This is a genomic window from Clostridium sp. KLE 1755 (genome assembly GCF_000466465.2).
GTDB lineage: Bacteria > Bacillota > Clostridia > Lachnospirales > Lachnospiraceae > Eisenbergiella > Eisenbergiella porci.
In genome coordinates, this window is the sequence record NZ_KE992693.1 from 39,306 (window position 1) to 64,644 (window position 25,339).

General features: G+C 47.9%; 23 protein-coding genes. 5 read left to right on the forward strand and 18 right to left on the reverse strand.

Annotated elements, in window-relative coordinates:
• Positions 1-395: 395 nt before the first annotated feature.
• Complete coding sequence (locus HMPREF1548_RS09580) at positions 396-1,910, reverse strand: hypothetical protein (protein ID WP_157065655.1); 1,515 nt, start codon at positions 1,908-1,910, stop codon at positions 396-398.
• Positions 1,911-1,933: 23 nt separating this feature from the next.
• A complete protein-coding gene (locus HMPREF1548_RS09585) occupies positions 1,934-2,398 on the reverse strand; it encodes an RNA polymerase sigma factor (RefSeq protein WP_147331819.1) in 465 nt (154 codons plus the stop codon).
• Positions 2,399-2,534: 136 nt separating this feature from the next.
• On the opposite strand from HMPREF1548_RS09585, the gene HMPREF1548_RS30455 reads away from it, so the two are divergent.
• Positions 2,535-2,669, forward strand: coding sequence for a hypothetical protein (locus HMPREF1548_RS30455; protein ID WP_276946547.1), 135 nt, complete (start codon positions 2,535-2,537; stop codon positions 2,667-2,669).
• 38 nt (positions 2,670-2,707) lie between these two features.
• On the opposite strand, the gene HMPREF1548_RS09595 is transcribed toward HMPREF1548_RS30455, so the two are convergent.
• The 10 genes from HMPREF1548_RS09595 to HMPREF1548_RS09640 form a co-directional block, all read right to left on the reverse strand.
• On the reverse strand, positions 2,708-3,718 hold the full coding sequence (locus HMPREF1548_RS09595; RefSeq protein WP_021635823.1) for a GGGtGRT protein: 1,011 nt from the start codon (positions 3,716-3,718) through the stop codon (positions 2,708-2,710).
• 15 nt (positions 3,719-3,733) lie between these two features.
• The gene (locus HMPREF1548_RS09600) at positions 3,734-4,426 is read right to left on the reverse strand and encodes an iron-sulfur cluster assembly scaffold protein (RefSeq protein WP_021635824.1); all 693 of its coding nucleotides are present in this window, start codon (positions 4,424-4,426) and stop codon (positions 3,734-3,736) included.
• 364 nt (positions 4,427-4,790) lie between these two features.
• Positions 4,791-5,585, reverse strand: a complete 795-nt coding sequence (locus HMPREF1548_RS09605; protein ID WP_021635826.1) for an ABC transporter ATP-binding protein — start codon at positions 5,583-5,585, stop codon at positions 4,791-4,793.
• Positions 5,578-6,498: an ABC transporter permease gene (locus HMPREF1548_RS09610; RefSeq protein WP_021635827.1), complete on the reverse strand. Its 921-nt coding sequence runs from the start codon at positions 6,496-6,498 to the stop codon at positions 5,578-5,580. The genes HMPREF1548_RS09605 and HMPREF1548_RS09610 overlap by 8 nt, the downstream gene beginning before the upstream one ends.
• A 267-nt stretch (positions 6,499-6,765) precedes the next feature.
• Complete coding sequence (locus HMPREF1548_RS09615; protein WP_021635828.1) at positions 6,766-7,839, reverse strand: ABC transporter substrate-binding protein; 1,074 nt, start codon at positions 7,837-7,839, stop codon at positions 6,766-6,768.
• A gap of 320 nt (positions 7,840-8,159) precedes the next feature.
• Positions 8,160-8,852, reverse strand: a complete 693-nt coding sequence (locus HMPREF1548_RS09620; RefSeq protein WP_021635829.1) for an acyltransferase — start codon at positions 8,850-8,852, stop codon at positions 8,160-8,162.
• A gap of 67 nt (positions 8,853-8,919) precedes the next feature.
• A complete protein-coding gene (locus HMPREF1548_RS09625; RefSeq protein ID WP_021635830.1) occupies positions 8,920-11,052 on the reverse strand; it encodes a DNA topoisomerase in 2,133 nt (710 codons plus the stop codon).
• A gap of 22 nt (positions 11,053-11,074) precedes the next feature.
• Positions 11,075-12,160 (reverse strand): aspartate-semialdehyde dehydrogenase, encoded by a 1,086-nt coding sequence (asd, locus tag HMPREF1548_RS09630; RefSeq protein ID WP_025489787.1) that lies wholly within the window; start codon positions 12,158-12,160, stop codon positions 11,075-11,077.
• A 76-nt stretch (positions 12,161-12,236) separates the two neighbouring features.
• Positions 12,237-13,625 (reverse strand): argininosuccinate lyase, encoded by a 1,389-nt coding sequence (gene argH / locus HMPREF1548_RS09635; protein ID WP_035321657.1) that lies wholly within the window; start codon positions 13,623-13,625, stop codon positions 12,237-12,239.
• A gap of 94 nt (positions 13,626-13,719) precedes the next feature.
• Positions 13,720-14,478, reverse strand: coding sequence for a CPBP family intramembrane glutamic endopeptidase (locus HMPREF1548_RS09640; RefSeq protein ID WP_021635833.1), 759 nt, complete (start codon positions 14,476-14,478; stop codon positions 13,720-13,722).
• Positions 14,479-14,682: 204 nt separating this feature from the next.
• Here HMPREF1548_RS09640 and HMPREF1548_RS09645 point away from each other — a divergent pair, with 204 nt between their 5' ends.
• Together HMPREF1548_RS09645 and HMPREF1548_RS09650 are read left to right on the forward strand one after the other, a co-directional pair.
• Positions 14,683-15,453: an ABC transporter ATP-binding protein gene (locus tag HMPREF1548_RS09645; RefSeq protein ID WP_021635835.1), complete on the forward strand. Its 771-nt coding sequence runs from the start codon at positions 14,683-14,685 to the stop codon at positions 15,451-15,453.
• Positions 15,443-16,273, forward strand: coding sequence for an ABC transporter permease (locus HMPREF1548_RS09650; RefSeq protein WP_021635836.1), 831 nt, complete (start codon positions 15,443-15,445; stop codon positions 16,271-16,273). Before HMPREF1548_RS09645 ends, HMPREF1548_RS09650 begins: the two co-directional genes overlap by 11 nt.
• Positions 16,274-16,418: 145 nt before the next feature.
• Here the strand turns inward: HMPREF1548_RS09650 and HMPREF1548_RS09655 are convergent, their stop codons facing one another.
• Both HMPREF1548_RS09655 and HMPREF1548_RS09660 read right to left on the reverse strand, forming a co-directional pair.
• Positions 16,419-18,119: a glycoside hydrolase family 3 protein gene (locus HMPREF1548_RS09655; RefSeq protein WP_021635837.1), complete on the reverse strand. Its 1,701-nt coding sequence runs from the start codon at positions 18,117-18,119 to the stop codon at positions 16,419-16,421.
• Between the two features lie 56 nt (positions 18,120-18,175).
• Positions 18,176-19,033 carry an HAD family hydrolase gene (locus tag HMPREF1548_RS09660; protein WP_035321658.1) on the reverse strand — a complete coding sequence of 286 codons (858 nt, stop codon included), beginning with the start codon at positions 19,031-19,033 and terminating at the stop codon, positions 18,176-18,178.
• A gap of 357 nt (positions 19,034-19,390) precedes the next feature.
• On the opposite strand from HMPREF1548_RS09660, the gene HMPREF1548_RS09670 reads away from it, so the two are divergent.
• Both HMPREF1548_RS09670 and HMPREF1548_RS09675 read left to right on the forward strand, forming a co-directional pair.
• Positions 19,391-21,076, forward strand: coding sequence for a DUF4091 domain-containing protein (locus HMPREF1548_RS09670; protein WP_035321660.1), 1,686 nt, complete (start codon positions 19,391-19,393; stop codon positions 21,074-21,076).
• A 218-nt stretch (positions 21,077-21,294) separates the two neighbouring features.
• Positions 21,295-21,543 carry a GlsB/YeaQ/YmgE family stress response membrane protein gene (locus tag HMPREF1548_RS09675; protein WP_021635842.1) on the forward strand — a complete coding sequence of 83 codons (249 nt, stop codon included), beginning with the start codon at positions 21,295-21,297 and terminating at the stop codon, positions 21,541-21,543.
• A 71-nt stretch (positions 21,544-21,614) separates the two neighbouring features.
• Here the strand turns inward: HMPREF1548_RS09675 and HMPREF1548_RS09680 are convergent, their stop codons facing one another.
• From HMPREF1548_RS09680 to HMPREF1548_RS09700, 4 genes are all read right to left on the reverse strand, one after another.
• Positions 21,615-22,778, reverse strand: coding sequence for an SH3 domain-containing protein (locus HMPREF1548_RS09680; protein WP_051358355.1), 1,164 nt, complete (start codon positions 22,776-22,778; stop codon positions 21,615-21,617).
• Positions 22,779-23,074: 296 nt separating this feature from the next.
• Positions 23,075-24,157, reverse strand: coding sequence for a linear amide C-N hydrolase (locus HMPREF1548_RS09685; protein WP_035321710.1), 1,083 nt, complete (start codon positions 24,155-24,157; stop codon positions 23,075-23,077).
• A gap of 297 nt (positions 24,158-24,454) precedes the next feature.
• Entirely contained in the window at positions 24,455-24,889 is a 435-nt protein-coding gene (locus tag HMPREF1548_RS09695) for a DUF3021 family protein (protein ID WP_021635846.1), read from the reverse strand.
• Positions 24,890-24,901: 12 nt separating this feature from the next.
• Complete coding sequence (locus tag HMPREF1548_RS09700; RefSeq protein ID WP_021635847.1) at positions 24,902-25,336, reverse strand: LytTR family DNA-binding domain-containing protein; 435 nt, start codon at positions 25,334-25,336, stop codon at positions 24,902-24,904.
• Positions 25,337-25,339: the final 3 nt, after the last annotated feature.

Below are 25,339 nucleotides of genomic sequence, written 5' to 3' on the forward strand. Positions count from 1 at the left end.
TCAAAGAGGTGAAGCTGTGGCCTGAGTCACCTCGGAACAGCCAAAGCTGTAAAAATATAGGTACAGATCCACATTGCCTTTTCAAAATATATCAGAGATGGAGCAGAATACCCAGAGATTTCTGGGAGAAAGGAAAAATCCAATTACTATCTGAAATAATTGGATTACACGTGAGAATATGGCATCCTATGTATCCCCGGCAGTCCGGGATAAATTTGAATCATTATCAATTAATCTGAAAAATATGATATTGGAAAGAAACGTTCAAATCAATGACGTTTACGATTTGATTGACGTCCTGGAAAGTATCGTTAAGGAGGAGGAGCAATAGCTTCCCCTCCTTAATTTCAGGTAGAATTTTGCTTTCAGTGAAATACTGTTGCGCCTCTGGAAATTTATTCTGCTTTCATAAGATATATCTTTTCCAGACTATAGTTATCAAAATCCATAATTCCATCTTTCACGGTATAGTTATTGGAAATGAACAGGGCTCTGCTTCCTGGTGTAAAACACATGGCGGCCCCGTTGGGGAGTTCATACTGTGCACGCGTGGCAACAGCCTTCTGGTCTCCGATATTATAGGTATAAATACCATAAGGTCCCCAGATTAGCAGATCTGAGTCTGTCCCGGCTCCCATCGTATCAAAGGCTCCCACATCATCAGGAAGGACATTGCTGTATTTTTCATCAATTGTGAAGTTTTGTATATCAAAGCCAACTATAGTAGGGATCCATTCATGCCCAGCCATAAGCACTCCGTAGACCTCTCCGTTTCTGGCCCGTCCCAGCCCCCGGACATCGCCGTCGTCACAGGTAATGCTGCCTGCCAGGGTGCAGTCTTCATTCAGAACCAGTATTCTCTGACTCTTCTTGGCGCCTTTCCATTCTGCCAGATAAATTCTGCCGTCTTTATCTGCAGCAATCGCCTGATAAGGCATTTTCGTCCCACTGATTTGATTAATATCAGCCTTTTCAAGTTCCTCTCCCTCAGGCGAAAGCTTCCACAGACAGGAGCGTACATTCTCAAAGGAACCATTTTCTGACTGGGTAAGAAGAAGGCAAAGATTCCCTTTCCCGTCGCATGTCATCTTGGAAATATCCATGCCGTCAGGCACCTGTACCTCCATTTTCACCGGCTTATCACTGCCAAGCTCCAGCTGATACAAGCATGCCTGACTTCCATTCGCTTTATTGCTTCTTTCTCCGATATAAAGAGTATTTCCAAAAGCTGCCGCAGCATCAATGCGCATTTCGCCGCTGTAAATTATAACCTGATCCTGAGCCGTCAGCTCTAACTGTACCGGTTCATAGATTGCATCATACGCAGAGTCATTCAGTTCTCCGGCGGCAGCTTTGCTTTCGGCCTCATGTATACTAAATTCCCGTTTTTCCCGGAAATCAATAATTTGCAGGATTTCTTCATCATTCAGTTCTTTTTCCGGTAAAAAGAATGTGCCGCGCGATGCAAGGAAGGCGACTCCGTTCCCATCATATTCCGATGCAGCCTCTATTCGTTTCAATGTTCCCTCCGGAAATACGCCCTCGTTATAATATTTCCCCTTCAGCTCTTCCATTTTCTTTTTTTCCATATCGGTCAGTTCCCTGGAATAAAAATCAGCCGGTGCGGTATTCAGCGATGCCTGGAAATGACTTGATCTTTCAGCCTCATTCATAGCCTCCATCCGCTGCCTAACGTAATTAACCGCTGCCGTTACCGTAACAGACAGTGTTACAGCCAATGCTGCCGCAAGTATTATCGCCTTCTTCCATGTAAACCGCCTTTTCTTCCCTGCTGGAAGGCAGCTCAGGATATTTTCGATATGTTCGTCAAAGTTTTGAGGCAGCTTCGGAGTTCTGTCCGCTTCTTTTTGAGCCAGCTTCATTATTTTTTTATCAAAATTATCAATCATAGTCCGCTCCTTTCCATCCAGAATCATACCAGCTGTTTCTTTAATATATCCTTAGCCCTGGACATCCTGGATTTAACGGTTCCCTCCGTGATATGGAGAATTTCACTGATTTCCTTTATTTTCATTTGATCATAATAAAATAAAATGATTACGGAGCGATATTTTTCATCAAGGGTTAATATAATGTCCCACAGTTCATCGTGTTTATCATTTTGTGACATTCCATACCGACTCACATCCTCAGTCAGTTCCACCCTTTTCCTTTTCCGGAAAATATGTTTTGCTTCGTTTGCGGTAATCATCATAATCCATTGCCTGAACTTATCGATCTCCCTTAAAGAATCCAGATGCTCATAGGCTTTTATCACCGCTTCGCCTACGGCATCCTCCGCATCCATTTCATTTTGCAGTATTCCATAAGAAAGCCGGTACATGGGCAGCTTATATTCTCTGATTAAATCCGCAAATTTTTCTTTTGTTATCCGCACCTGCTTTCACCTCTCTTTTTCAGAAGCTTCTGATTATAAGAGTATCCTGTATGGAGAAAGGTTCCATTTCACTTATAAAAATTTACAGAAGCAATTGCTGTTTTATAGAAATATATGTTGGTTAATGGGAAATAAAATGATAGTACTGATTGGCGCAGGTAATAACCCGATGGTTGGTATGACCGCGGATTTTGCTGTCTCCATCGAAGAAACTGTAATTATATCCGAAGAATATACAGATTTTTCAGAAAAAAAACCGTACCAACCATAAAAGGTCGGTACGGTCAATTATATATTTATGTCATTTACTTAGAACTTGCCAGCCTGAGCAGCCTCTTCAATGCTAACAGCAACAGCCACGGTCATGCCGACCATCGGATTGTTACCTGCGCCAATCAGACCCATCATCTCAACGTGAGCCGGAACGGAAGAAGAACCAGCGAACTGAGCGTCAGAGTGCATACGTCCCATGGTATCTGTCATACCGTAGGAAGCAGGGCCTGCTGCCATGTTATCGGGATGAAGTGTACGGCCTGTACCACCGCCGGAAGCAACGGAGAAGTATTTCTTACCCTGCTCGATGCATTCCTTCTTGTAGGTACCTGCAACGGGATGCTGGAATCTCGTGGGGTTGGTGGAGTTACCGGTAATGGAAACGTCAACACCTTCTTTGTGCATGATAGCAACGCCTTCACAAACATCGTTAGCACCGTAGCAGTTAACTTTTGCGCGAAGTCCTTCGGAATAGGATTTGCGGTATACTTCCTTTACAGTGTTGGTGTAAGGATCATATTCTGTCTCAACGAAAGTAAATCCGTTGATTCTGGAGATAATCTGAGCTGCATCTTTTCCAAGGCCGTTCAGGATAACTCTTAAGGGTTTCTTACGAACCTTGTTTGCTTTCTCTGCGATACCGATAGCGCCTTCAGCTGCTGCGAAGGACTCATGTCCAGCCAGGAAGCAGAAGCATTCGGTTTCTTCTTCAAGAAGCATCTTTCCAAGGTTACCATGGCCAAGGCCTACTTTACGGGTATCAGCAACGGAACCGGGAATACAGAAAGCCTGAAGTCCTTCACCGATTGCTGCAGCTGCGTCAGCTGCTCTCTTGCAGCCCTTCTTAATTGCAATTGCAGCGCCTACAATGTAAGCCCAGCAAGCATTTTCAAAGCAGATAGGCTGGATTTTCTTAACCTGGTCATATACGTCAAGTCCAGCGTCTTTTGTGATTTTCTCAGCTTCTTCAAGGGAAGCGATGCCGTAGCTGTTCAGTACGGCATTGATTTTATCAATACGTCTTTCATATGATTCAAATAAAGCCATTTTCGCTACCTCCTCTTATTCTTTTCTCGGATCGATGATCTTAACAGCATCAGCAACACGACCGTACTGACCTTTTGCTTTTTCATAAGCTGTGTTCGGATCGTCGCCCTGCTTGATAAAGTCTGTCATTTTTCCAAGGCTTACGAACTGGTAGCCGATAATCTGATCTTCTTCGTCAAGAGCGATGCCTGTTACATAGCCTTCTGCCATTTCCAGATAACGGGGGCCTTTCTTCAGGGTACCATACATAGTACCAACCTGGCTTCTTAAGCCCTTTCCAAGGTCTTCCAGGCCTGCGCCTACAGGAAGTCCGTCTTCGGAGAACGCGCTCTGTGTTCTGCCGTAAGCGATCTGTAAGAACAGTTCTCTCATAGCTGTGTTGATAGCATCACATACAAGGTCTGTATTTAAAGCTTCCAGAACAGTTCTGCCCGGAAGGATCTCTGCTGCCATAGCTGCGGAGTGGGTCATACCGGAGCATCCGATTGTCTCAACCAAAGCTTCCTGGATAATACCTTCCTTAACGTTCAGGGTAAGCTTGCAGGCACCCTGCTGAGGAGCACACCAGCCAACACCGTGTGTCAGACCGGAAATGTCTTTTACTTCTTTGGATTTTACCCATTTTGCTTCTTCAGGGATCGGAGCACAGCCGTGAGCAACGCCTTGTGCTACTGGACACATTTCTTCAACTTCTTTTGAATAGATCATGTGAAAACTCCTTTCGATATGTAGATTGTATTAGCAAACAGTGCGGCGTCGTATGGTAAGGCGCCTTATTGATAACAAAATACCTCTGCGGCAAAAAGGCCGCAAAAATACCTGTCCCTAATCGCTCGTATTATTTTCTCATATTTCATCTTAAAAATCCAGCCTTTTTGAAAAAATTTGTCAAAGAATTGTCGAAGTGGTAAAAATAAGCGTATCCGATGCTTATGAGGGCTTCGGATACGCTTATAAAATCCACATTTCTGTTATCAGTTCAACATCATTCGGTCATAAACGACCGAACCAACTTTTCTGTTATCAATTCAACATCATCCGGTCGCAAACGACCGAACCAACGTTATTGTTATCAGTTCAACATCATTCGGTCGTTGGCGAATTCTCCGCCGCTGGCCTGTTCGAATTTCTTCAGGAGGTCTGATACCTGAAGCTTCTTCTTCTCTTCTCCTGACACGTCATAGATAACTCTTCCTTCATGCATCATGATAAGGCGGTTTCCGTGAGCGATGGCATCCTTCATATTATGGGTAATCATCAGGGTGGTCAGGTGATCCCTGTCAACGATTTTTTCTGTGATATCCAGAACCTTTGCCGCTGTTTTCGGGTCCAGCGCCGCCGTATGCTCGTCAAGGAGCAGAAGTCTGGGCTTTTTCAGGGTTGCCATAAGCAGAGTCAGCGCCTGGCGCTGGCCTCCGGAAAGGAGGCCGACTTTGCTGGTCATGCGGAATTCCAGTCCGAGCTCCAGAATTTTCAGCTGTTCCTGATACTCTTCTCTTTCCTTCTGCGTAATTCCCAGCCTGAGGGTGCGGTGGCCTCCGCGCCGTGCCGCCAGGGCCAGATTTTCTTCTATCTGCATATTGGCGGCAGTACCCGTCATCGGATCCTGAAACACGCGCCCCAGATATTTGGCCCGTTTATATTCTGGCAGCTTGGTCACATCGATGCCGTCTATGCTTATCGTACCCGCGTCTGCATAAAAAACACCTGCCACTGCATTGAGCATCGTTGACTTTCCTGCCCCGTTTCCGCCAATGACGGTTACAAAGTCTCCCTCCTGAAGCTCAAGGGAAAGGCCGTTCAGCGCTGTTTTCTCATTAATCGTACCCGCATTGAAGGTTTTGGTAATATCTGTTAGCTTAAGCACGGGAAGCACCTCCTTTTTTTACCGCCTTTTTGGAATATCTGTCCTTCAGGTAAGGGATTGCCAGGAACAGAGCCACAACCAGGGCTGAGAACAGCTTCAGATCGTTGGAATTCAGGCCCAGCCACAGAACCACCTGCAGAACGATATAGTAGATAATTGCTCCCAGGGCCGCCGAAAACAGCTTGAAAGCAAAGTTCCCGCGGACACGGCTGAAGATTACTTCACCGATAATAACGGCCGCCAGGCCGATAACGATAGCGCCCCGTCCCATATTTACATCCGCAAAGCCCTGATACTGGGCATAAAGCGCACTGGCAAAAGCAACGATTCCGTTGGAAAGCATAAGTCCCAGGATTTTACAGAAATCCGTATTGATTCCCTGTGCCCTGGACATATTCGGGTTGGAGCCGGTGGCGCGGATGGAACATCCAAGTTCAGTACCGAAAAACCAGTAAAGTAAAGCGATCAGTACAATAAGAATTACGATACAAATCAGTATTGTATTTTTATAAAAAGGAACGCCCTTTATGTAGCGCAGTGAAACCAGCAGGGAATACTTATCCACGCTGACTGCCTGATTGGAGCTGTTGGCAAGAATTCTCAGGTTAATGGAGTAAAGGCCGAGCTGGGTCAGTATTCCTGCAAGAATTGCCGGGATTCCCATGGCCGTATGAAAAATTCCCGTAACCAGTCCGGCAAGCGCCCCTGCCATAACCGCGCATAAGAGGGAAAGGCCGATGGAATGTCCGCTTCGTATCATCATAATACAGACAGCGCCTCCGGTGGCCATTGTTCCATCCACTGTCAGGTCCGCCAGATCCAGTATCTTGTAGGTAATATAAACCCCGATTGCCATAATGCCCCAGATCAATCCCTGGGCGCAGGCGCCTGGCAGCGCATTAAAGAGCGACATGATATTCACTTCATTTTACCTCCGCGTATCTTTTTAATTAAGCCTCTTTGGACTTTTCCTCATTTTTAGGGCTTTTACGTATTTTCACAGCCAAATATATATATTTATAACAGGAAAAAATATGATCTTCATCTCCAACTATAGAGTACGACAAAAAGCGGTAAAAAAGCAGGGCTTTTTTAACCGCTTCTGTACGTAAGGAACTAAAACCGTTCCCCAGTTCACCGCAGATGGCTGCGGGGATGTACTTTATGTTAGAAACATTGGTTATTCGGCTTTGATGGCAACATAGTCATCAGGCACTGTAATATTCAGTTCTTTGCAGATTGCTTCATTGTATTCCTTGGTTACATTGGGAGCGGATTCAATCGCCATGGTTGTAATGTCAGCGCCGTTTACAAGAATATCTACTGCCATCTCGCCGGCTTTATATCCGATATCGTAATAGTTGATGGACAGGGTGGCTACGCCGCAGCCCTTGCAGATTCCTTCTTCACCGGCGATGACGGGAACGCCTGCGGGCAGACATACATTATTGATAACCTCTGTATTGGAAGCAGCCGTATTGTCTGTGGGGACATAGATTACATCACACTCTCCCGCCGCATTGGTGGTTACGGAAGCGATATCATTGGAGTCTGCGAAGGTGTAGGTCTTGCAGGTATATCCCAGCCCTTCCAGATGTTCCTGGATGGTGTTTGCCTGATATACGGAATTGGCTTCTGCAGAGCAGTAAAGCAGGCCGACAGTTTTGGCATCCGGGAAAAGCTCATTCAGCATGGCTGCCTGTTCCTTCAGGGGAGCCAGATCGGATGTCCCGGAGATATTCTTGCCAGTGGTTCCTGTCCACTCGTCAATTTCCAGCGCAGTCGCATAGTCTGTGATGGAGGTTCCAAGAATCGGAATGGTTCCGGTCCCTGCCGCTGCTGCCTGAAGGGAAGCTGTTGCATTTGCCAGAATCAGATCCACGTCTGCAGAAACAAACTGATTGATAATGGTTGCGCAGGTCGCGGAATCACCGGAAGCATTCTGCTCGTCAAATTCCACGTTATCCTCGCCAAGCTTTTCTATCATGGCTTCCTTGAAGCCTTTTGTTGCGGCGTCAAGCGCTTCGTGCTGCAAAAGCTGGCAGATACCGATCCTGTATACTTTATCCGAATCGGTCTGCGCTGCGGGCGCTTCACTGTCGGCTGCCGCCTGGCTTTCCGCAGGTGCCTGGACCGACTCCTGTACAGCCGGCTCCGAAGCCGTGGAAGCAGCATTCTGTGCACTGCTGCCGCAGCCAGCCAGCATGGCTGCCGTCATTGTTAAAACGGTTGCTACTGCTAATAACCTTTTCATAACTTTTTCCTCTTTTCTATGTATCTTTTACAGTTCGATGCTTTAGCGCGTGCAAGCATTAACGCGTCTAACAGTAACTATACACGAAAATAAGCCTTTCGTCAATAATAATTTCAATATTTCGTATATGGCCCGCAATATTTTGTAGCAGCTCATTTATTGAAGCTGTTATAAAATTTACCCCTTATTCAAAAGAGCTCATGAATTCCCCATAAAAATGGCAATCAAAAAAAGCGGGCAGATGCTCCACCCGCTTTTTTGATATATAAATATCCGGTTAATTCCATTGAAATTACTGTTTATCCGTCGTTAGCCAGTACTTACTGTCTGTCCGTACCAGCCTGTGTACCGCGTTTTTCGGATATTTCCGTTCTGGTTTTATAAATGCTGTTGGCAGGTACAAAGCCTCTTACCATAGAGGTGGGATAAATATTGCTGTCCCTGCCGATTACCGTTCCGGGATTCAGGACGGAATTACAGCCGACCTCCACATTATCGCCCAACATGGCGCCGAATTTCTTCAGGCCCGTATGGAATTCATCTCCATTGCATCTGACTACAACGAGGGTTTTATCGCTCTTTACATTGGAGGTAATGGAACCGGCTCCCATGTGTGATTTAAAGCCGAGAATGCTGTCTCCCACATAATTATAATGGGGAACCTGCACCTTATTGAACAGGATTACATTTTTAAGCTCAGTGGAATTGCCTACCACGGCTCCTTTTCCAACGATGGCGCTGCCCCTGATAAAGGCACAGTGGCGGATCTCCGCTTCCTCGTCCACGATGGCCGGACCGTTGATATAAGCGGTGGGCGCAACTTTGGCAGATTTTGCAATCCACACATCCTCTCCGATTTTGTTGAATTTATCTGCAGGAAGCGTATTTCCCAGTTGTATGATAAAAGCCTTGATTTTCGGTAATGCCTCCCAGGGATAGGTAAGGCCCTCAAATAAAGGCGCTGCAATCGTTTCATTCAAGTTATACAGATTTATGATTTTACATTCTTCCATGTCTGCTCCTTACTGTGTCCGTGACACTCGCTGCCTGCTTACACGCTGCCTGCTGCCCCTGGCCCGGTCAGGCTTCCTTCGCCTCCGGTTTCTTTCCGGCAGCCGCCCTGGAGGGCTGCTTCATGTAATACTTTGAATTTTCCTCAAACTGCCTGTACAGAATCTGTTGATTGTTCAGCTGCTTCACGATGTTGGTTCTGCGTCCAACAAAATCGGTCAGCTTTTTCATATACTCCTGTGATGTAATCGTGCCGTCCGCTACCATGGTCAGGCCTTTTTCCCAGCTGGCCGTAAGTGCCGGATTCAGCAGCGGCCTGATGGAATCGGATACCACGTCATAAATCATTTCCCCCATCTGCGTGGGCGTGATGATCTGTGTTTTTTTATTCAGATCAAGATACTGGATGGATACCAGCTTCTTCAGGATCTCCGCCCTTGTGGCGCTGGTCCCGATACCGCTTCCCTTAATCTGGGCGCGAAGTTCGTCATCTTCAATGAACTGGCCGGCGTTTTCCATCGTCAGGATCATGGTTCCTGAATTATAGCGCTTTGGCGGGGATGTCTCCCCTTCCTTGATCTCCAGGCCCTCATTTACAAGCGGCGTGCCTTTTTTCAGCCCCTGGAGTATTTTCAGGAAGGCGGCATCGCATTTCACATCCTCCTGTGCGCCGTCTTTCTCCTCATTTCTGTTCTCTGCATTTGCAGGAACGTCTTCTTTTTTCCTGGAAAAAGAGAACTGGCTCACCTTCAGGTAGCCTTCCTCCGTCAGCACTCTGAAGCTGGCAAAAAAACGCTCTCCCTTCATAATACTGACCAGGGATACCTTCTGATATACCGCAGGCGGATAAAAAATACTTAAAAACCGTCTCACGATAATTTCATAAACCTTTGCGGCCGTGGCTGAAACGCTTTTCAGCGCCCCCAGTCCCTGTCCGGTAGGAATAATCGCATAGTGATCCGTAATCTGTTTATCATTGACGTATCTTGTTTTGGCAATTCCCTGATAGCTTTTGCTTTCCAGAATCTGCGCCGCAAAGGGGGCAACGGAACTGATTCCCCGAAGCCCGCTGATATTTTTGCTGATTTCCTTTGCAACAGCGGTGGAAAGCACACGGGCATCCGTTCTCGGATAGGTAGTCAGCTTTTTTTCATAAAGCTCCTGGACGATCCGCAGTGTCTCATCCGGGCTGATTTTAAAATATTTGGAGCAGTCATTCTGAAGCTCTGCCAGATTATACAAAAGCGGCGGATTCTTCTGTTCTTTCTTCCGCTCGATTTTATCCACAACAGGAATTTCCCTGGGCTCCTCCTCCAGGAAATTTATCAGCTTCTGCGCTTCTTCCTTATCCTTAAAGCCGTTTTCCTTATACAGTAAGGGCGACTGGAACCATCTGGAGCCTTCCACTGCCCTCCATTCTCCCTCAAAGCTGCGGCTGCCGTTCTCAGAGGCCGCCAAAGAAGCACTTGCCTGGTTGTCCTTCGCCTGGCAGGCAATGGAAAAGCGCCCGGTTACCCTGTAAAACGGCGTCTTCACAAACTGCCGGATTTCCCGCTCACGGTTTACCACCATTCCCAGGACACAGGTCATTACCCGGCCTACGGAAATAACGGCCTTGTCTCTTTTCAGGTAGTTCTTCACCGGTGTGCCGTATTTCAGGGTCAGGACCCGGGAAAAATTGATTCCCATCAGATAATCTTCCTTGGCGCGCAGATAAGCCGCATCGCAAAGGCTGTCATAGGCAGAAAGATCCTTGGCTTCCCGGATGCCTCTGAGAATCTCTTCCTCTGTCTGGGAATCAATCCAGACCCGGCGGCGTTCCTTGCCATGGACGCCGGCCTGCCTTTCCACCAGACGGTAGATATATTCTCCCTCCCGTCCGGAGTCGGTACAGACATAAATTCTGGTGACATCGGCCCGGTTCAGCAGGCCGCTCACAATGTCAAACTGCTTCTGGACGCCGGGGATTACTTCATATTTATATTCCTCCGGAATAAAAGGCAGCGTTTTTAACGTCCACCTTTTTAATTCCGGGTCATAAGCATCCGGGTAGCTCATGGTTACCAGATGTCCGACACACCATGTGACGATGGCCTCGTTTGATTCCATGTAGCCGTCCCGGTTGCTCATATTGTATTTTAAAGCTTTTGCAAATTCGCGGGCAACACTGGGTTTTTCCGCAATAAATAAATCTTTGCCCAAATCATACCTCTTTTTTCAGGGCTTATTTTTTAGTAATATATCCCTGTGCTTTCAGCAGTTCCGCACACAGAACGGCTCCGCCTGCTGCTCCACGGACCGTATTATGGGAAAGTCCGATGAACTTCCAGTCATAAACCGTATCTTCACGGAGACGTCCCACGGAAATCCCCATGCCCTTTTCATAATCCACATCCAGGGAAACCTGCGGACGGTTATCTTCCTCCAGATACTGGATGAACTGCTTCGGTGCGCTGGGAAGCTCCAGCTCCTGAGGCAGGCCTTTGAAATTCACAAGCTTTTCAATCAGCTGCTCTTTGGTGGGCTTCTTGTTAAACTTCACGAAAACAGCGGCCGTATGTCCATTGAGTACGGGGACGCGGATACACTGGCAGGTGATCACCGGGCTTGTCGCCGGAACGATGACGCCGTCCTCAATTTTACCCCAGATACGGAGAGGTTCCTTTTCACTCTTTTCTTCTTCTCCGCCAATATAGGGAATGATGTTTCCAACCATCTCCGGCCAGTCCTTAAAGGTCTTTCCGGCACCGGAAATCGCCTGATAGGTGGTGGCTACCACTTCTGTAGGCTCGAATTCCTTCCAGGCGGTCAGCACGGGGGCATAGCTCTGGATGGAGCAGTTGGGCTTTACGGCAACAAAGCCTCTTGTGGTTCCCAGGCGCTTCTTCTGGAAATCTATTACCTTCATGTGCTCCGGATTGATTTCCGGCACTACCATGGGAACATCCGGGGTCCAGCGGTGTGCGCTGTTGTTGGATACCACAGGGGTCTCCGTTTTCGCATATTCCTCTTCAATCTTCTTGATCTCTTCCTTTGTCATATCAACGGCGCTGAAAACAAAATCCACCTGAGCGGCAACCTTTTCCACTTCGTTGACATTCATAACCACGATTTTCTTAACCGCTTCCGGCATGGGAGTGGTCATTTTCCATCTGTCACCCACGGCATCCTCATAAGTTTTGCCTGCGGATCTGGGACTTGCAGCAATTGTAGTCACTTCAAACCAGGGATGATTCTCCAGCAGGGATATAAAACGCTGTCCCACCATACCTGTTCCGCCTAAAATACCTACCTTCAGTTTCTCACTCATTTTTTCTCTCCTCATCTTTCTTCTATATATATTCTAAATGTAACTGTTTAGGACGGTGTATCTCCTTAAATGTGGTTTAAGAATGCCATTCTTCCTTCAGGTATTCCCTGTTAACACGGATGACTTCCTTCATGGCCTCCATACCGGGCGCTCCCAGTGTCAGCCTTTTTTCCACGCAGGTTTTCAGTGATACTGCATCGAAAATATCTTCCTCAAATACAGGGCTGACGTTTTTGAGTTCCTCCAGGCTTAAGCTGTCAATGCTGGTATTCTTCTCAATGCAGTACAGCACCAGCCTGCCGATAATGCCGTGGGCATCCCGGAAGGGCACGCCTTTTCCCACAAGATAATCGGCGGCGTCCGTGGCATTGGTGAAGCCGTTTACCGCGCTCTTTTCCATGACGGCTTTATTAAAGCGCATGGTCTTTACCATTCCGTTAAAAAGGATCAGGCAGTTCTTTACTGTATCTATGGCGTCAAAGGTCAGTTCCTTGTCTTCCTGCATGTCTTTGTTATAGGCGAGAGGAATTCCCTTCATTGTTGTCAGAATAGAAACAAGCGCTCCGTAAACACGTCCGGTCTTGCCTCTTGTCAGCTCAGCAATGTCCGGATTCTTCTTCTGCGGCATGATGCTGCTGCCGGTAGAATAGGCATCGTCGATCTCCACAAATCGATATTCATTGGAGTTCCAGGTGATTATCTCCTCCGAAAAACGGCTTAAGTGCATCATCACCGTGGAAAGCGCTGATAAAAACTCTATCAGATAGTCTCTGTCAGAAACGGAATCCATGCTGTTTAACGTAGGACCCGCGAACCCCAGCAGGGAAGCCGTCATACTGCGATCCAGCGGATAGGTGGTACCCGCCAGAGCGCCGGCTCCCAGAGGGCAGTAATTCATGCGCGCATAAATATCCTTCATCCGAAGCCTGTCTCTTTTAAACATTTCAAAGTAAGCTCCCAGATGGTGTGCCAGCGTGGTAGGCTGCGCCTTCTGCATATGGGTGAAGCCTGGCATATAGGTATCCAGGTTCTCTTCCATCAGCGTTATCAGCGTTTCCAGCAGGTCCTTCAGGCAGCCGTCGATTTCCAGCAGCTCCTGACGCACATACAGCCTCATATCCAGAGCTACCTGATCGTTGCGGCTCCTTCCGGTGTGAAGCTTCTTTCCGGCATCCCCGATCCGGTCAATCAGGTTTGCTTCCACAAAGCTGTGGATATCCTCATATTCTTCGGTAATCACAAGACGTCCCTCTTCCACATCCCTGCGGATGCCGGTCAGGCCCTCCGTGATTGCTTCCTTCTCTTCCTCCGTCAGGATTCCCTGCTCCTTAAGCATCGCCGCATGGGCAATGCTTCCTTCAATATCCTGTGCGAAAAACCTTTTGTCAAAATTAATAGACGCATTGAACTGATATGCCAACCTGTCCGTTTCCTTGGTAAAACGTCCGCCCCAGAGCTGTGCCATAAACATCCTCCATTCCGCCAAAAATCCGGCCTTTTATTCGATAAAAAATGACCTTAAAAATCAATTTAAAAATGATACTACCATAAAATGAACTTTATTGCAATAAAGTTTTCTTATCAAACGCCAGTATCTTCCGCAGACAGACAAAAAGCACCAGACCTGATGCCACAGTAAAGACAGCGGCCGCACTCCGGCGATTCCATAGCTGATTGTTCTCCTCTCCCAGCGTCATTGCCACAGAGGCCAGATTGGACACGGCATGGACCAGAAACGCCGCCAAAAAACCGCCGCATTTTTCATAGGCCGCCGCCAGCACAAGCCCCAGTCCCGCCGCGTAGATCGCCTGAACCGGCCGAAGGTGGTAAATTCCAAAAAAAAGGGCAGTTATCAAAGCAGCCGCTCCAAAGCCCACTTCCTCCCTAAGCCTGCCGTATCCCAGCTCACGGAAAACCAGCTCCTCCGCAAAAGGAATCAGGAGACAGGAAAGCAGCAGCTGTTCCCAGACTGCGCTGCCGTAGATAAGCTCCGCCATCCCGTCATACATTCCGGACGCGCTTTCCAGCCCGGTGAGAATCAATAAGCCGTTAAGCGTAATGCATACCGAGATCCCCGCAGGGATGAGAAGCCAACCGCAGCCCAGGGCCTTTCCTCCCCAAAACAGCCTGTCCGTCAGGCCCTTTCCTTTTTGCAGACGTTCCCAGGCGAGCAGGGTAAGGATTGCTGCAGCTGCGCCAATCCCCGTCACCTCCAGTACGGAAAAACTGTGGGGACAGGAGAATGCAGCAGCTCCCAATGCCGCCAGGAACCATAGAAAAGGCCATAACACCCCCCACATAAGCTTCAAGCCCCGCATATATGCAATCCCCCTTACATAAGCCGACAAAAAGCTGGCTTTTTCTTTTTATTTTACCATTTTCCCCTGTTTTCTTCCACCGGAAAAATACCGGGAAGGAACCATTTTCCCCCGGTTTCATATGATATGTTATATAACTGACCGGACCTGGATTGCCGCTGTGGGACCTGCCGCTTCCTTTCCCGGCCAGATTGGAGGATTGACATGGAAGATATCATACTCTCATTGAAAAATATAGCATTCTCCTATCACAGCCTGAATGGAGAAATAAAAGCACTCAACAATATATCCTTTTCGGTCAAAACCGGAGAATTCCTGGCCATCGTCGGTCCCAGCGGCTGCGGAAAATCCACGATTTTATCACTTATTGCCGGATTGCTTCAGCCTGAATCCGGCGATATTACTTTTTATACAAAGGATCCTCAGGACAAAAAGCCCGGCATTGGGTATATGCTTCAGCACGACCACCTGTTTGAATGGCGGGATATTTATAAAAACGTTATGCTGGGCCTGGAGATCAATAAGCAGATGACGCCTGAGAAGAAGGAAAAGGTTCTTGCCATGGTGGATGATTACGGGCTTACACCGTTCCTTCACAAGAAGCCCAGCGAGCTTTCAGGGGGGCTGAAGCAGCGGGCCGCACTGGTGCGCACCCTGGCTTTGGAGCCGGAAATACTGCTGCTTGACGAACCCTTCAGCGCCCTGGATTACCAGACGCGCCTGACCGTATCGGCTGATATCTGCCGCATTATACGTTCCGCCGGGAAAACAGCCATCCTGATCACTCATGATCTTTCAGAAGCCGTCAGCCTCGCAGAACGCGTCATTGTACTGAGCAACCGGCCCGCCCGGGTTAAGGCGGAAATTCCCATCCATCTGACCCTGAAGGACGACTCTCCGCTGGCCTCCAGAAATGCGCCTGAATTCAAGGATTATTTTAATCTGCTATGGGAGGAACTGACAGATGAATCATAAAAATAAAATGAAAAATATGACTCCGGCAGAGCTTTCCGCGTCTGCCCAGGAGCGTTTTGTTGCTGAGCACAGAAGGCACCACAGAATGGTGACCTTCATGCGTTTTTTTATCCTGCTTGTATTCCTGGCTGTCTGGGAGCTGTGCGCTGATTTGAAAATCATCGACTCCTTTTTCTTTTCCAGTCCCAGCCGGGTGGTTACCTGTTTTATTACTATGCTGCAGAAGAACTCCTTATGCATGCATATTGGAGTAACGCTGTATGAAACCATTTTAAGCTTTCTGCTGGTATTCGGCTTCAGCATGCTGTGCGCCACCCTGCTGTGGTATTCCTCCAGGCTGACGGAAATTCTGGAGCCTTATCTGGTGGTGCTTAACAGCCTTCCCAAATCCGCCCTGGCTCCGCTTCTTATCGTATGGCTGGGAACCGGAATGAACACAATTATTGTGGCCGGCATTTCCGTTGCTATCTTCGGCGCCATTATCAATCTTTACACCGGCTTCCGTCAGGTGGATGAGGAAAAAATCAAACTGATTTACACCCTGGGCGGGAACCGGAGGGATACACTTTTCAAGGTGGTGCTTCCCGGTTCCATTCCTATTATTCTGAGCACCATGAAGGTGAATATCGGTCTTGCCCTTGTGGGTGTAATCATCGGGGAATTCCTGGCGGCAAGAAGAGGGCTTGGTTATCTGATCATTTATGGAAGCCAGGTCTTCCAGCTGAATATGGTAATTACTTCTATTATTATACTCTGTATTATTGCCATGGGACTTTATCAGATGATTCAGTGGCTGGAGCATTATTATAAAAAGAAATGATAAAAGAAAGGCCGTACAGCTTTGGTGTGCTGTATGGCCTTTCCTGTATTTTTTCGCCGGATGCATTTTCAGAACGGATTTTCCTTCGCTGCAAACCTACTTAAAATTTTTTCCTTCGCTGTAAAGCTGTACAAAAATGGGCTTTCTAAAGCCTGGTGTCCCACCTGCCGCAGAATACATTTTCCTGGTAGCATCCTTTGAATTCTGATTTTCCCATAATCTTTTCTATCGCGGCTTCCATAACTGTTTCGGAATCAAGATAGGCGTTGATATAGGTCCTGGCCATCGGTACATCAATGAGGTGGTTGGGAAAGCCAAGCGATAAAAAGATGGTGGGGATCTGTGAGACATACCAGGGCTGATCCGCAGGTGAGGCCCATTTGACACGCATCGAATTATACTGGGCAAAGCCTGTCACATGGAGGGCGACAATGCAGGCATCGTATTTTGCCTGGAAATCCTCCATTTTCCCTTTTCCCTGAGGCGTCTGGGCATCCACCTGGAAGCCCTGCTGCTGTAGCAGGCGGATCATCTGTTCTTTTACTTCCTCACTGTTGTCCTTGATCAGCTTGCCGGCCACCACCATGCCTTCTCCGCCGCCGATAAATACAAGCTTCAGCCGCCTGCTTTTTTCAGGGGTCAGCGGGAGGATGCTTTGGGTATCCTTTACCAGTGTAATGAACTGATCCGCAGCCTTTTTCGCTATCCAGCGGTGTTCCCTGCAGCCCACAACCTCCAGCGCTTCCCTGGGAGGCATAAGGGTGCCTTCCGCCTGCTTACGGTGGAGGCCGATGGCTGCTTTTACGCCCAGGATCCTGTAAAGCGCATCCTTCAGCCTTTCTTCCGTGATGATACCGCTGCGATAGCCCTCCAGCATATAGCCGAAGTCTTCTTCGGGATCATTAAAAAAGAGGAAGCAGTCACAGCCTGCGGCAATTGCCCTCGGCACCTGTTCCTTTCTCGGCATGGCGGCGAACATGCCTATCATATGGGACGCATCTGTTACCACCAGGCCATGGAACTGCATTTTTTCCTTTAAAAGCCCGGTAATAAGCTCAGGCGACAGTGTGGCCGGTAAAATCTCTTCATTTTTCAGGCCGGGATGGAGTTCCCTTTGGTAGGAAGGCAGGGCAATGTGGCCTGCCATAATAGTCATTACACCGTCGTCTATCAGTTCCTGGTATACTCTGCCGAAGGTATTGTCCCACTGCTTACAGGAAAGCTCATTGATACCCATAAGCAGATGCTGATCGTTCTCTTCCGTCCCATCTCCGGGAAAATGCTTGCAGCAGGTAGCGAAGCCTTTTTCCTTTGCGCCGCGCATAAAAGCCTTTGCATAGCGTATGGTATCCTCCGGGCTGTCATTGAAGGCCCTTGTCTGCACAATGGTATTTCTCCAGTTAAAAAGCAGATCCACAACCGGGGCAAAATTCCAGTTGCAGCCCACGGCGGCGGATTCGGAAGCGCCTACACAGGACATTTCATAGGCCAGCTCCTCGGAATCCGCTGCGGCGACCGCAGCTCCGTTGGCAACCGCGGTCCCGCCCTCAATTCCGCCGTTTCCTCCGGCTTCACAGTTGGAGGCTATTAAAAGAGGAATTTTGGTATTTTCCTGAAGTATCCGGTTCTGTTCATACAGTTCTTCCTTAGGCGCATTGTGATAACGGATTGCTCCCACATGGAAACGGTCAAGAACCGATTTCATGACTGCTGGATCGCGGTTAGTTACCATATATACAAACAGCTGGCCGATTTTTTCCTCTGTGGTCATGCCGACTATGGTTTCCTCCACCCATTTAATATCTTCCTCTTTCAGGTAGAAGGGTTTTTCTTTCAAATTTACCATGTTTCCTTTATCCTTTCATAACTGCGCAGCAATTTCACAGTTACATCCTTTCCATATTATGCTTTGCCTTTCAGATTGTCATGAAACAGGGCTGTCAGTTCTTCCTGGTACGTCCCGGCATAGCTCCCCTGCAGGAATTTGGGCAGCGCCTGCGTGCGAAAGCGTTCCCAGCTGGCCGTTTCCTGTTTTACAAGAACAGGGTAAAAAAGTACGTTGTTTGCCAGGGCCGCTTTTTCGTCCCCGGGGGCGTCTCCCAGCATCAGGACATTTTCCGGAAAATATCCTTTTTTTATGAGTTCGCCGATACAGAAGGCTTTGGAACCGTCATCCTGCGTGAGGAGGACATCCGTCATGGGGGCAAGCCCGCAGCGCTGCCATTCTTCCTCCACCGCTTTTTTGTTGGCAGAAGATACGACGGCAATATCCGCTTCCCTGTGAGCCGCCTCCAGCGCTTCCTTTACTCCGGGAAAGGGCTGAAGCTCGTCCAGAGGCAGGGCTGCAATCTGTTCGTTTACCTTTCGCGACCAGGAAAGTGCTTTTTCCAGTATTTGAATTTCTTTCTGGTCTTCTTTTCCCCTGCTGTCCGCGATTTCCTTTTCCAGCGCCCTGTTGGAAAGCTCGTGTGAAGAAGCGGTCCATGAAAGCAGCCTGTCAATTCCGGGAATATGCCGATAGCTGCGGTCCGCTTCCTCCAGGGCTATCGAAAGCCCCTGGAAACGGTTGATTCCACGGGTCATGGAATACAGATTCGTGTTGTTCCAGCGTTGAAGGATTTCCTCCTGCCAGGGGGTAAGGGACCACTCTTTCACCATGGCAGGCCCGAAGCACCGAAAATGCTTGATATCCATGGTATCCATAGCACAGCCGTCGGAATCTACACAGATGAGATGGGAATGTTTGGAGGTGAGATGCATGTTTGTGTCCTTTCCCGGACGATGTCCGCATGCCTCTGCTTTAAAAAGCAGAAGCTTTCGTATTTAATATTTCCAGCAGGAAACGGAAATATGCTGAAACTGCGGTTTTTCCAGTCCCGGCCGTTTTACGAAAACATTATGGGAAACTATCGGATACCCCAACAGAAAATATACAAACAGAATGTTCTGAAAGTGTTTTTTTATTAGTTTACTGACAATATATCATGACTTCTTACAACCTGTATCCATATTGGCACTTTTCTTTGCACATTCTGCTTCATTTACTGTACCACTATGGAGTTTTTTCAGAAATTTTGCTATTCTTATGCCATAATTATTAATATAGGGGGATTATATATGAGCGACACAAAATTTACTTTACTTATAGTCAGCTCTCTGGATAAAATTTTTCCGGATGAGCCGTTCCAGCCGCAGACTCCATGTACCGGCGCCGCCATGTTTCTGAATGAGCGTTTTTCTTTTCAGGCCGCCTATTGCCTGGAAGGCCCGCAGATTCTTCACGCAAACGTGGCGCTGTCCGGTTCCCTGAAGGATGAAGTTGTATTCAGACAGACAGGGCTTGTACCCAGTGAGCTTCCGATTTTTCCGGAGGCGGATGATTTTCTGCTGCGTACCACGCCCGGACTGTATCCGGATCCTCTCTATCCGGTAAAGGAGCCTCTCACGTTGATACCCGGTCAATGGCGTGGCCTGTGGTTTACGGTTCCGGCAGAATGCATGCTTCCGGCAGGAAGCTATGATCTTACTATCACCTTTACCTGTGATGATGGAGCTGTTCTCGGGAGCTGTACCTTTACTGTGGAACGTCTGGATGCCCGTCTTCCGGAGCAGACGCTGCTTCATACGGAATGGTTCCATACAGACTGTATTGCTGACTGGTACAAAACTCCTGTTTTCAGTGAAGAATACTGGACGCTTGTGGAAAAATACATGAAGGAAGCTGCAAAATATGGTGTCAACATGCTTCTGACGCCTCTTTTCACCCCTCCGCTGGATACGGCTCCGGGAGGAGAACGCACAACGGTGCAGCTGATAGATGTATCTCTTTCGGACGGTACCTATACCTTCAATTTCGAAAAACTGGAACGCTGGCTTTCCCTTTGTGAACGCAGCGGTATCCGTTATATGGAGTTCTCCCATCTTTTCACACAGTGGGGAGCAGGACATGCGCCTAAAATTATGGCAAAGGTTGCAAACACAGGGGAAGGGATGCAGGGAAAAGAGACGGTAAAGCAGATATTCGGCTGGGCTACGGATGCGGCGAGTGATGAGTACAGGGAATTTCTGGAAGCATTTCTGCCTGGGCTGATGGAATTCATTGATGGGCATCAGCTGCGCGGTCGCTGCTATTTCCATGTTTCAGACGAGCCCTCCAGGCAGCATATTCCCGCCTACCTGTATGCGAAAAAGCTTCTGGAGTCCCAGATTGACGGCCTTCCCATTATGGATGCGCTGTCGGACTATGAATTTTATGCCCAGGGGCTGGTGGGCGTTCCTGTATGCAGCAATAACCATATTGAACCATTTCTGGAGAATAAGGTTCCCGGCCTTTGGACCTACTATTGCTGCGGGCAGTATCAGGAGGTGTCCAACCGCTTCTTCTGTATGCCGTCACAGAGAAACAGGATTCTCGGTATCCAGCTTTATAAATTCAGTATCCGGGGCTTTTTGCAGTGGGGCTTTAATTTCTGGAATGCTTCGCTTTCCCGCTACCGCATTAATCCTTACTGCGTTACCGACGCTGCCTGCGCATTTCCTTCCGGCGATGCCTTCCTTGTTTATCCGGGCGAGGACGGCCCGGTGGCTTCCATACGGGCTGAGGTGCTGATGGAGGGTCTTCAGGATATGAGGGTTCTGCAGCTGCTGGAAGAGCTGACCGACAGGGATACGGTTATTGCCCTTATGGAGGATGGCCTGGATACGCCCGTTACCTTCAAACAGTATCCGCGCGAAGCCTCCTGGCTGCTTTCTTTCAGGGGAAAATGCAACCGGGAAATTATCAGGCTTCTTTCTCAGAAATAAAACTTGCAGGGGGAACGGCCAAGAGGCTGTTCCCCTTTTTGGACGCGGTGAAAAACAGCCTCTTCGCTGCGCAGGATAATACAAAATTACCAGGCCAGAGGCGGTTACAGAACCCGCTGAATCAACTTTGCCACCCCTGCCGAATAAGTTTCTTGCTTTTTCTGCGGGAATTGATTATGATAGATAGACAAATACGAATGAAACACAGGAGGTAACGAATGATATCCTTTTTATTATCCATTTTATATGGGGCTCTTGCCGGCTGGATTTCCAGCAGAATCATGAAAACAACAGGCGGTACTCTCCGCAATATCATTACAGGTATCGTCGGCGGTATGATTGGCAGCTTCCTCTTCGGCCTGATTGGTTTTTATGCTCATGGTTTTCTTGCAAACCTGATTGTATCCGTAGTGGGTGCATGCATTTTTATTTATATCGGCAAAAAGCTGTTTGGCGGCATAAAGTAAAAAAAGGAAGTGGATTTTCCTGTATCATACAGGAATTCCCTTCCTTTTTTACTGTATAGATAATTCACGGTTTATTTTAAAACATCTGATTTTACATATCCAGTCTCGCCCTGGAACTTAACGCGTGTCCAGCCATCTGCCTGTTTCATCAGTATTTCAAGCTTCTCTCCTGAATAACACACTCCGATTCTGTCGGAATTTTCATTGGCGCTCTTTCTTACGTTTACGGTTTCCGAAACCGTAAATTCACCACTGTTAGGCACCTTGCCGGAATTGGCAGCTGGCTGAGAGGGTGTAGGTGCCGGTTCTGGCTCTGAAGATGGCATACCCGTGCCTCCCTTTGACGTGTCTCCCTTTGACGTGTCTTCCTGAGACTGTGTATTCTCTGCAGACGCTTCCGGGCTTTCCGGTGCGTTCTTCTGTTCCGTCAGCGCTTCTCCAACAGCTACCTTCATATCATCCACATAGCCTGCCAGGAATGCGGAAAGCGCTTCGTCCCCCGCTTTCTTCTCTTCCGCTCCGGTCCTGATTCTGTCGTACAGTGCAGTGACATCCGCCTGCGCCGTAACTTCGTTGGAATAGGCGGCCGCCTCGGGATCGTGCTCCCAGTCATGAATATAGAAGCTTCCTTCCGCGTTTTTGCTTACATAAAAAGGCGTAAGTCCGGGAACCAGCGTATCAAAACCTTCGAATTTCACATCATAGCAGGCGTATACCACATAGCTGTCCGGTTCCAAACCGGATTTCGTATAGCAGACAATATTGTTATAGGACTCAATGTGGGAGCTGTTCTCCTGCATACGAAGAAGTTCCTTATCCTCCGAATAATCAAGCAGAGACTTTACTGTATCCAGATCATCGGACTGCAGCGCCGCATAATAACGGGTTATCAGTTCATTTACCTCAGGGTAGGCATTTTCAAGCAGCGGTTCCGCAGCCTCCTGTGATTCTCCTGTTTGTCCGCTTTCCTCCTGGGAAGCTGTTTCCTGTGAAGAGCCTTCCGCTTCACCGGAAGCCTTCTCCGTTTTCCCTTTACTCATGCCCCAGCTGACTAAAATAATGGTTCCAATCACAACTGCCAGCAGAACTCCCAGCACTGCGGACATGGCTTTATTCTTAATCATCCACTTTACGAGCATTGACGGGTATTCCAGCGGGCTTATTTTCCGTTTTCTTCTTTTCCTGTGACGGTTATTGTAATGCGAAGGATTTCTTCTTCTGTTATCCATATTCATTCTTCACTTCTTCCTGTATATATAAAATAAGCAGCAGCTGTTCCGTTTACGCACAGCTGCGGCAAATTATCTTAATTGTATTGTCCCATGCAATTAATCATAGCATAAGCAGTATTTATTGTCCATATAAGGAAAACTTAAGAAATTATGAATGTTTTATGACAAAAAGAAAATTCGCGTGAAAAGTGATTATATGAAAGGCCGGTAATAATCAAACAAATTGATAATATCATAATTGGATAAAACATCCTGGTCAAACGCCTTTTTACTAAAACCGGAACTAAAGTTTTGTCGCTTCAGTATGTGGCAGAGGCATGCTCCAGCGATATCTGATATTCATTACCGAAATCGCCGTCAAACCAGTAGCTGATGCTTTGTGTTTCCTGATCGTACGCCATGGACCATCGCGTCTTCCATTCCCCCTCCTGCGCAGTCCGCCTGAGAACCTCCGTCACCTGCTGTCTCGTCATTACTCCTGCGTTTGCTTCATAAGCGGAGCACAGTTCTTCATAGCGCTTCTGCGCGTTTTCCCCGCCGGCAGAGCTGTCGCCCTTCGCCAGATTAAAATTGGTGGCGCAGCTGGCGTTCACAGTGATCATCTTCCCGTCCATAAACTCCAGTACAACGGATTTTCCCGTGGCATCGGAAACAGCCAGATGATGGCTGATGCCGCCCGATGCATGGATATCATATTTTTCAAGCAGCGCTATCGCCTCGTCAACCGTTGCTGCCTGATTCAGCAGCAGCCGGGTTGCTGTTGTCATAGTCAGATCCGGCCTGTCGGTATCCATATCTGTCATACCGCCTTCATTGACCTCCAAATCAGCGACACAGAGCCCCGCCTCATTAATTCCGTCCATGGGGACATAAAGAGCCGCTATCGTAAGCATTTTATTCATAAGATTATCCGGCCTGAGCTCCGTGCTGTTTGTAATATTCTGCAGATCACAGGTGGATATGGAAGCATAGCCGTCATCAGGAACACATTTTACAAGAACCGTCACAGTTTCTGTCCAGTCAAAATTGCGTCCCCACACATGCTTCCCATTTTCATCCATTGCGGAGATTACGCTGCATCCGGGGCTGCTCTCTTCTATTTCAACAGAGTAAAAGCCTTTTGATATATATTGGGTAAGAAAGGCAGCCACTTCATCGTCGGAAGAAGCCCCGCCCGCTTCCAGGAATTCCTGAAAATGATAGTCTCCGTTTACTTCCATGTAATAGACCTGAAGTTCCTCCGATTCCTTCCGGATACTCCCTGTAATCGCCAGTTCCTCCCGGAACGCAAGCCACGCTCCCCCTGCTGCCAGCAAAACCAGTACCACAACTATTATCAGTACAATCCAGACCATGTTCTTTTTTCGGCCGTTCCTTTTCATTTCTGCTCCTATCCGCCGCACCTGCAGGCACTTTTTACTCCGGCTGCTTCTCTTATCCTGAAAAACAGTTTGAAATTTTCCTGTCTGGTCAGTATAAAGCTTTGCTGCCTGTCCCGGCAACCAGCGATATCGTATCCTGCAGAATTATGGAGGTAAGATGCAAAAAAGGGACGGTAAGCTTCGCCCCGTCCCATAAAAATCCATTATGGAAAAACATTCCTGTACAAAAACACTTCCGGCCGGCAGTATCAGCAGAATAGGAAAAACACCGTACATCCGGCCTGGAAAACCACATTCTTATTCTGTATGATACCGCTCCTTCAGGCTGTCATTCATCCTGTCTGCCGTTTTTTTATCCTGATAGAAGGAAACGGCCAGCGTAATGGCATACACCCCCAGTATAAGAAGAATATATACAGCAACCTCCGCCGCCCTGTGTATATTAATCCAGTTCCATCGCCATGCAAACCACAGCACAACGGCCACCACCAGAGGAATATGGATACAGAAACGCAGAAGCATTTTCTTTTTACCAAGCTCCTTCCGGGAACAGAATACAAGAAAGGTGGCGTCACTGAGCAGGCCCACCAGCAGAATCCCGCCAATATCAACAGGCGAAAAAACCGCCTCCGGATAAAAAATCAGGCAGGACAAATACATGGCCAGGGTCACCCCTGTCACTATGACAAAAAAAGATTGGAACATCACTTTCAGCAGATCCCTGACAGGCATTATATATCCCTCCTAAATCCCCAGCCTCTTTTTCAGGCCGGCAACGTATTGTCTGGAAATGATAACCCGTTCCCCATTATCCAGAATGGCTTCAAACCTGCCGTTCAGCGCAGGGCTGAGGCTTTTTATTTTACTCAGATTCAGCATCACAGATTTTGATATCCGCAGCATATCACTGTTGGCCAGGGATTCCTCCAGCTCGTAAAGCTTCTGTTTTGACTCATACACTGCCTCTTTACAGTAAAAAAAGGTTTTATTCTCCACCACTTCAATATAATAAATATCGGATGGCCGGATGCGGTGGATTTGCGTCCCAAGGTTTACAACCAGTCCCTCCTGCGCTTTAAGGCGGGCTATGATTTGGAGAAGCTCAGGAGTCATTTCACGGCATCTGAAAATAATCTGTTCTTCTTCAGATTCCTTCGGCTCCTCAATTATAATTTTCAATGC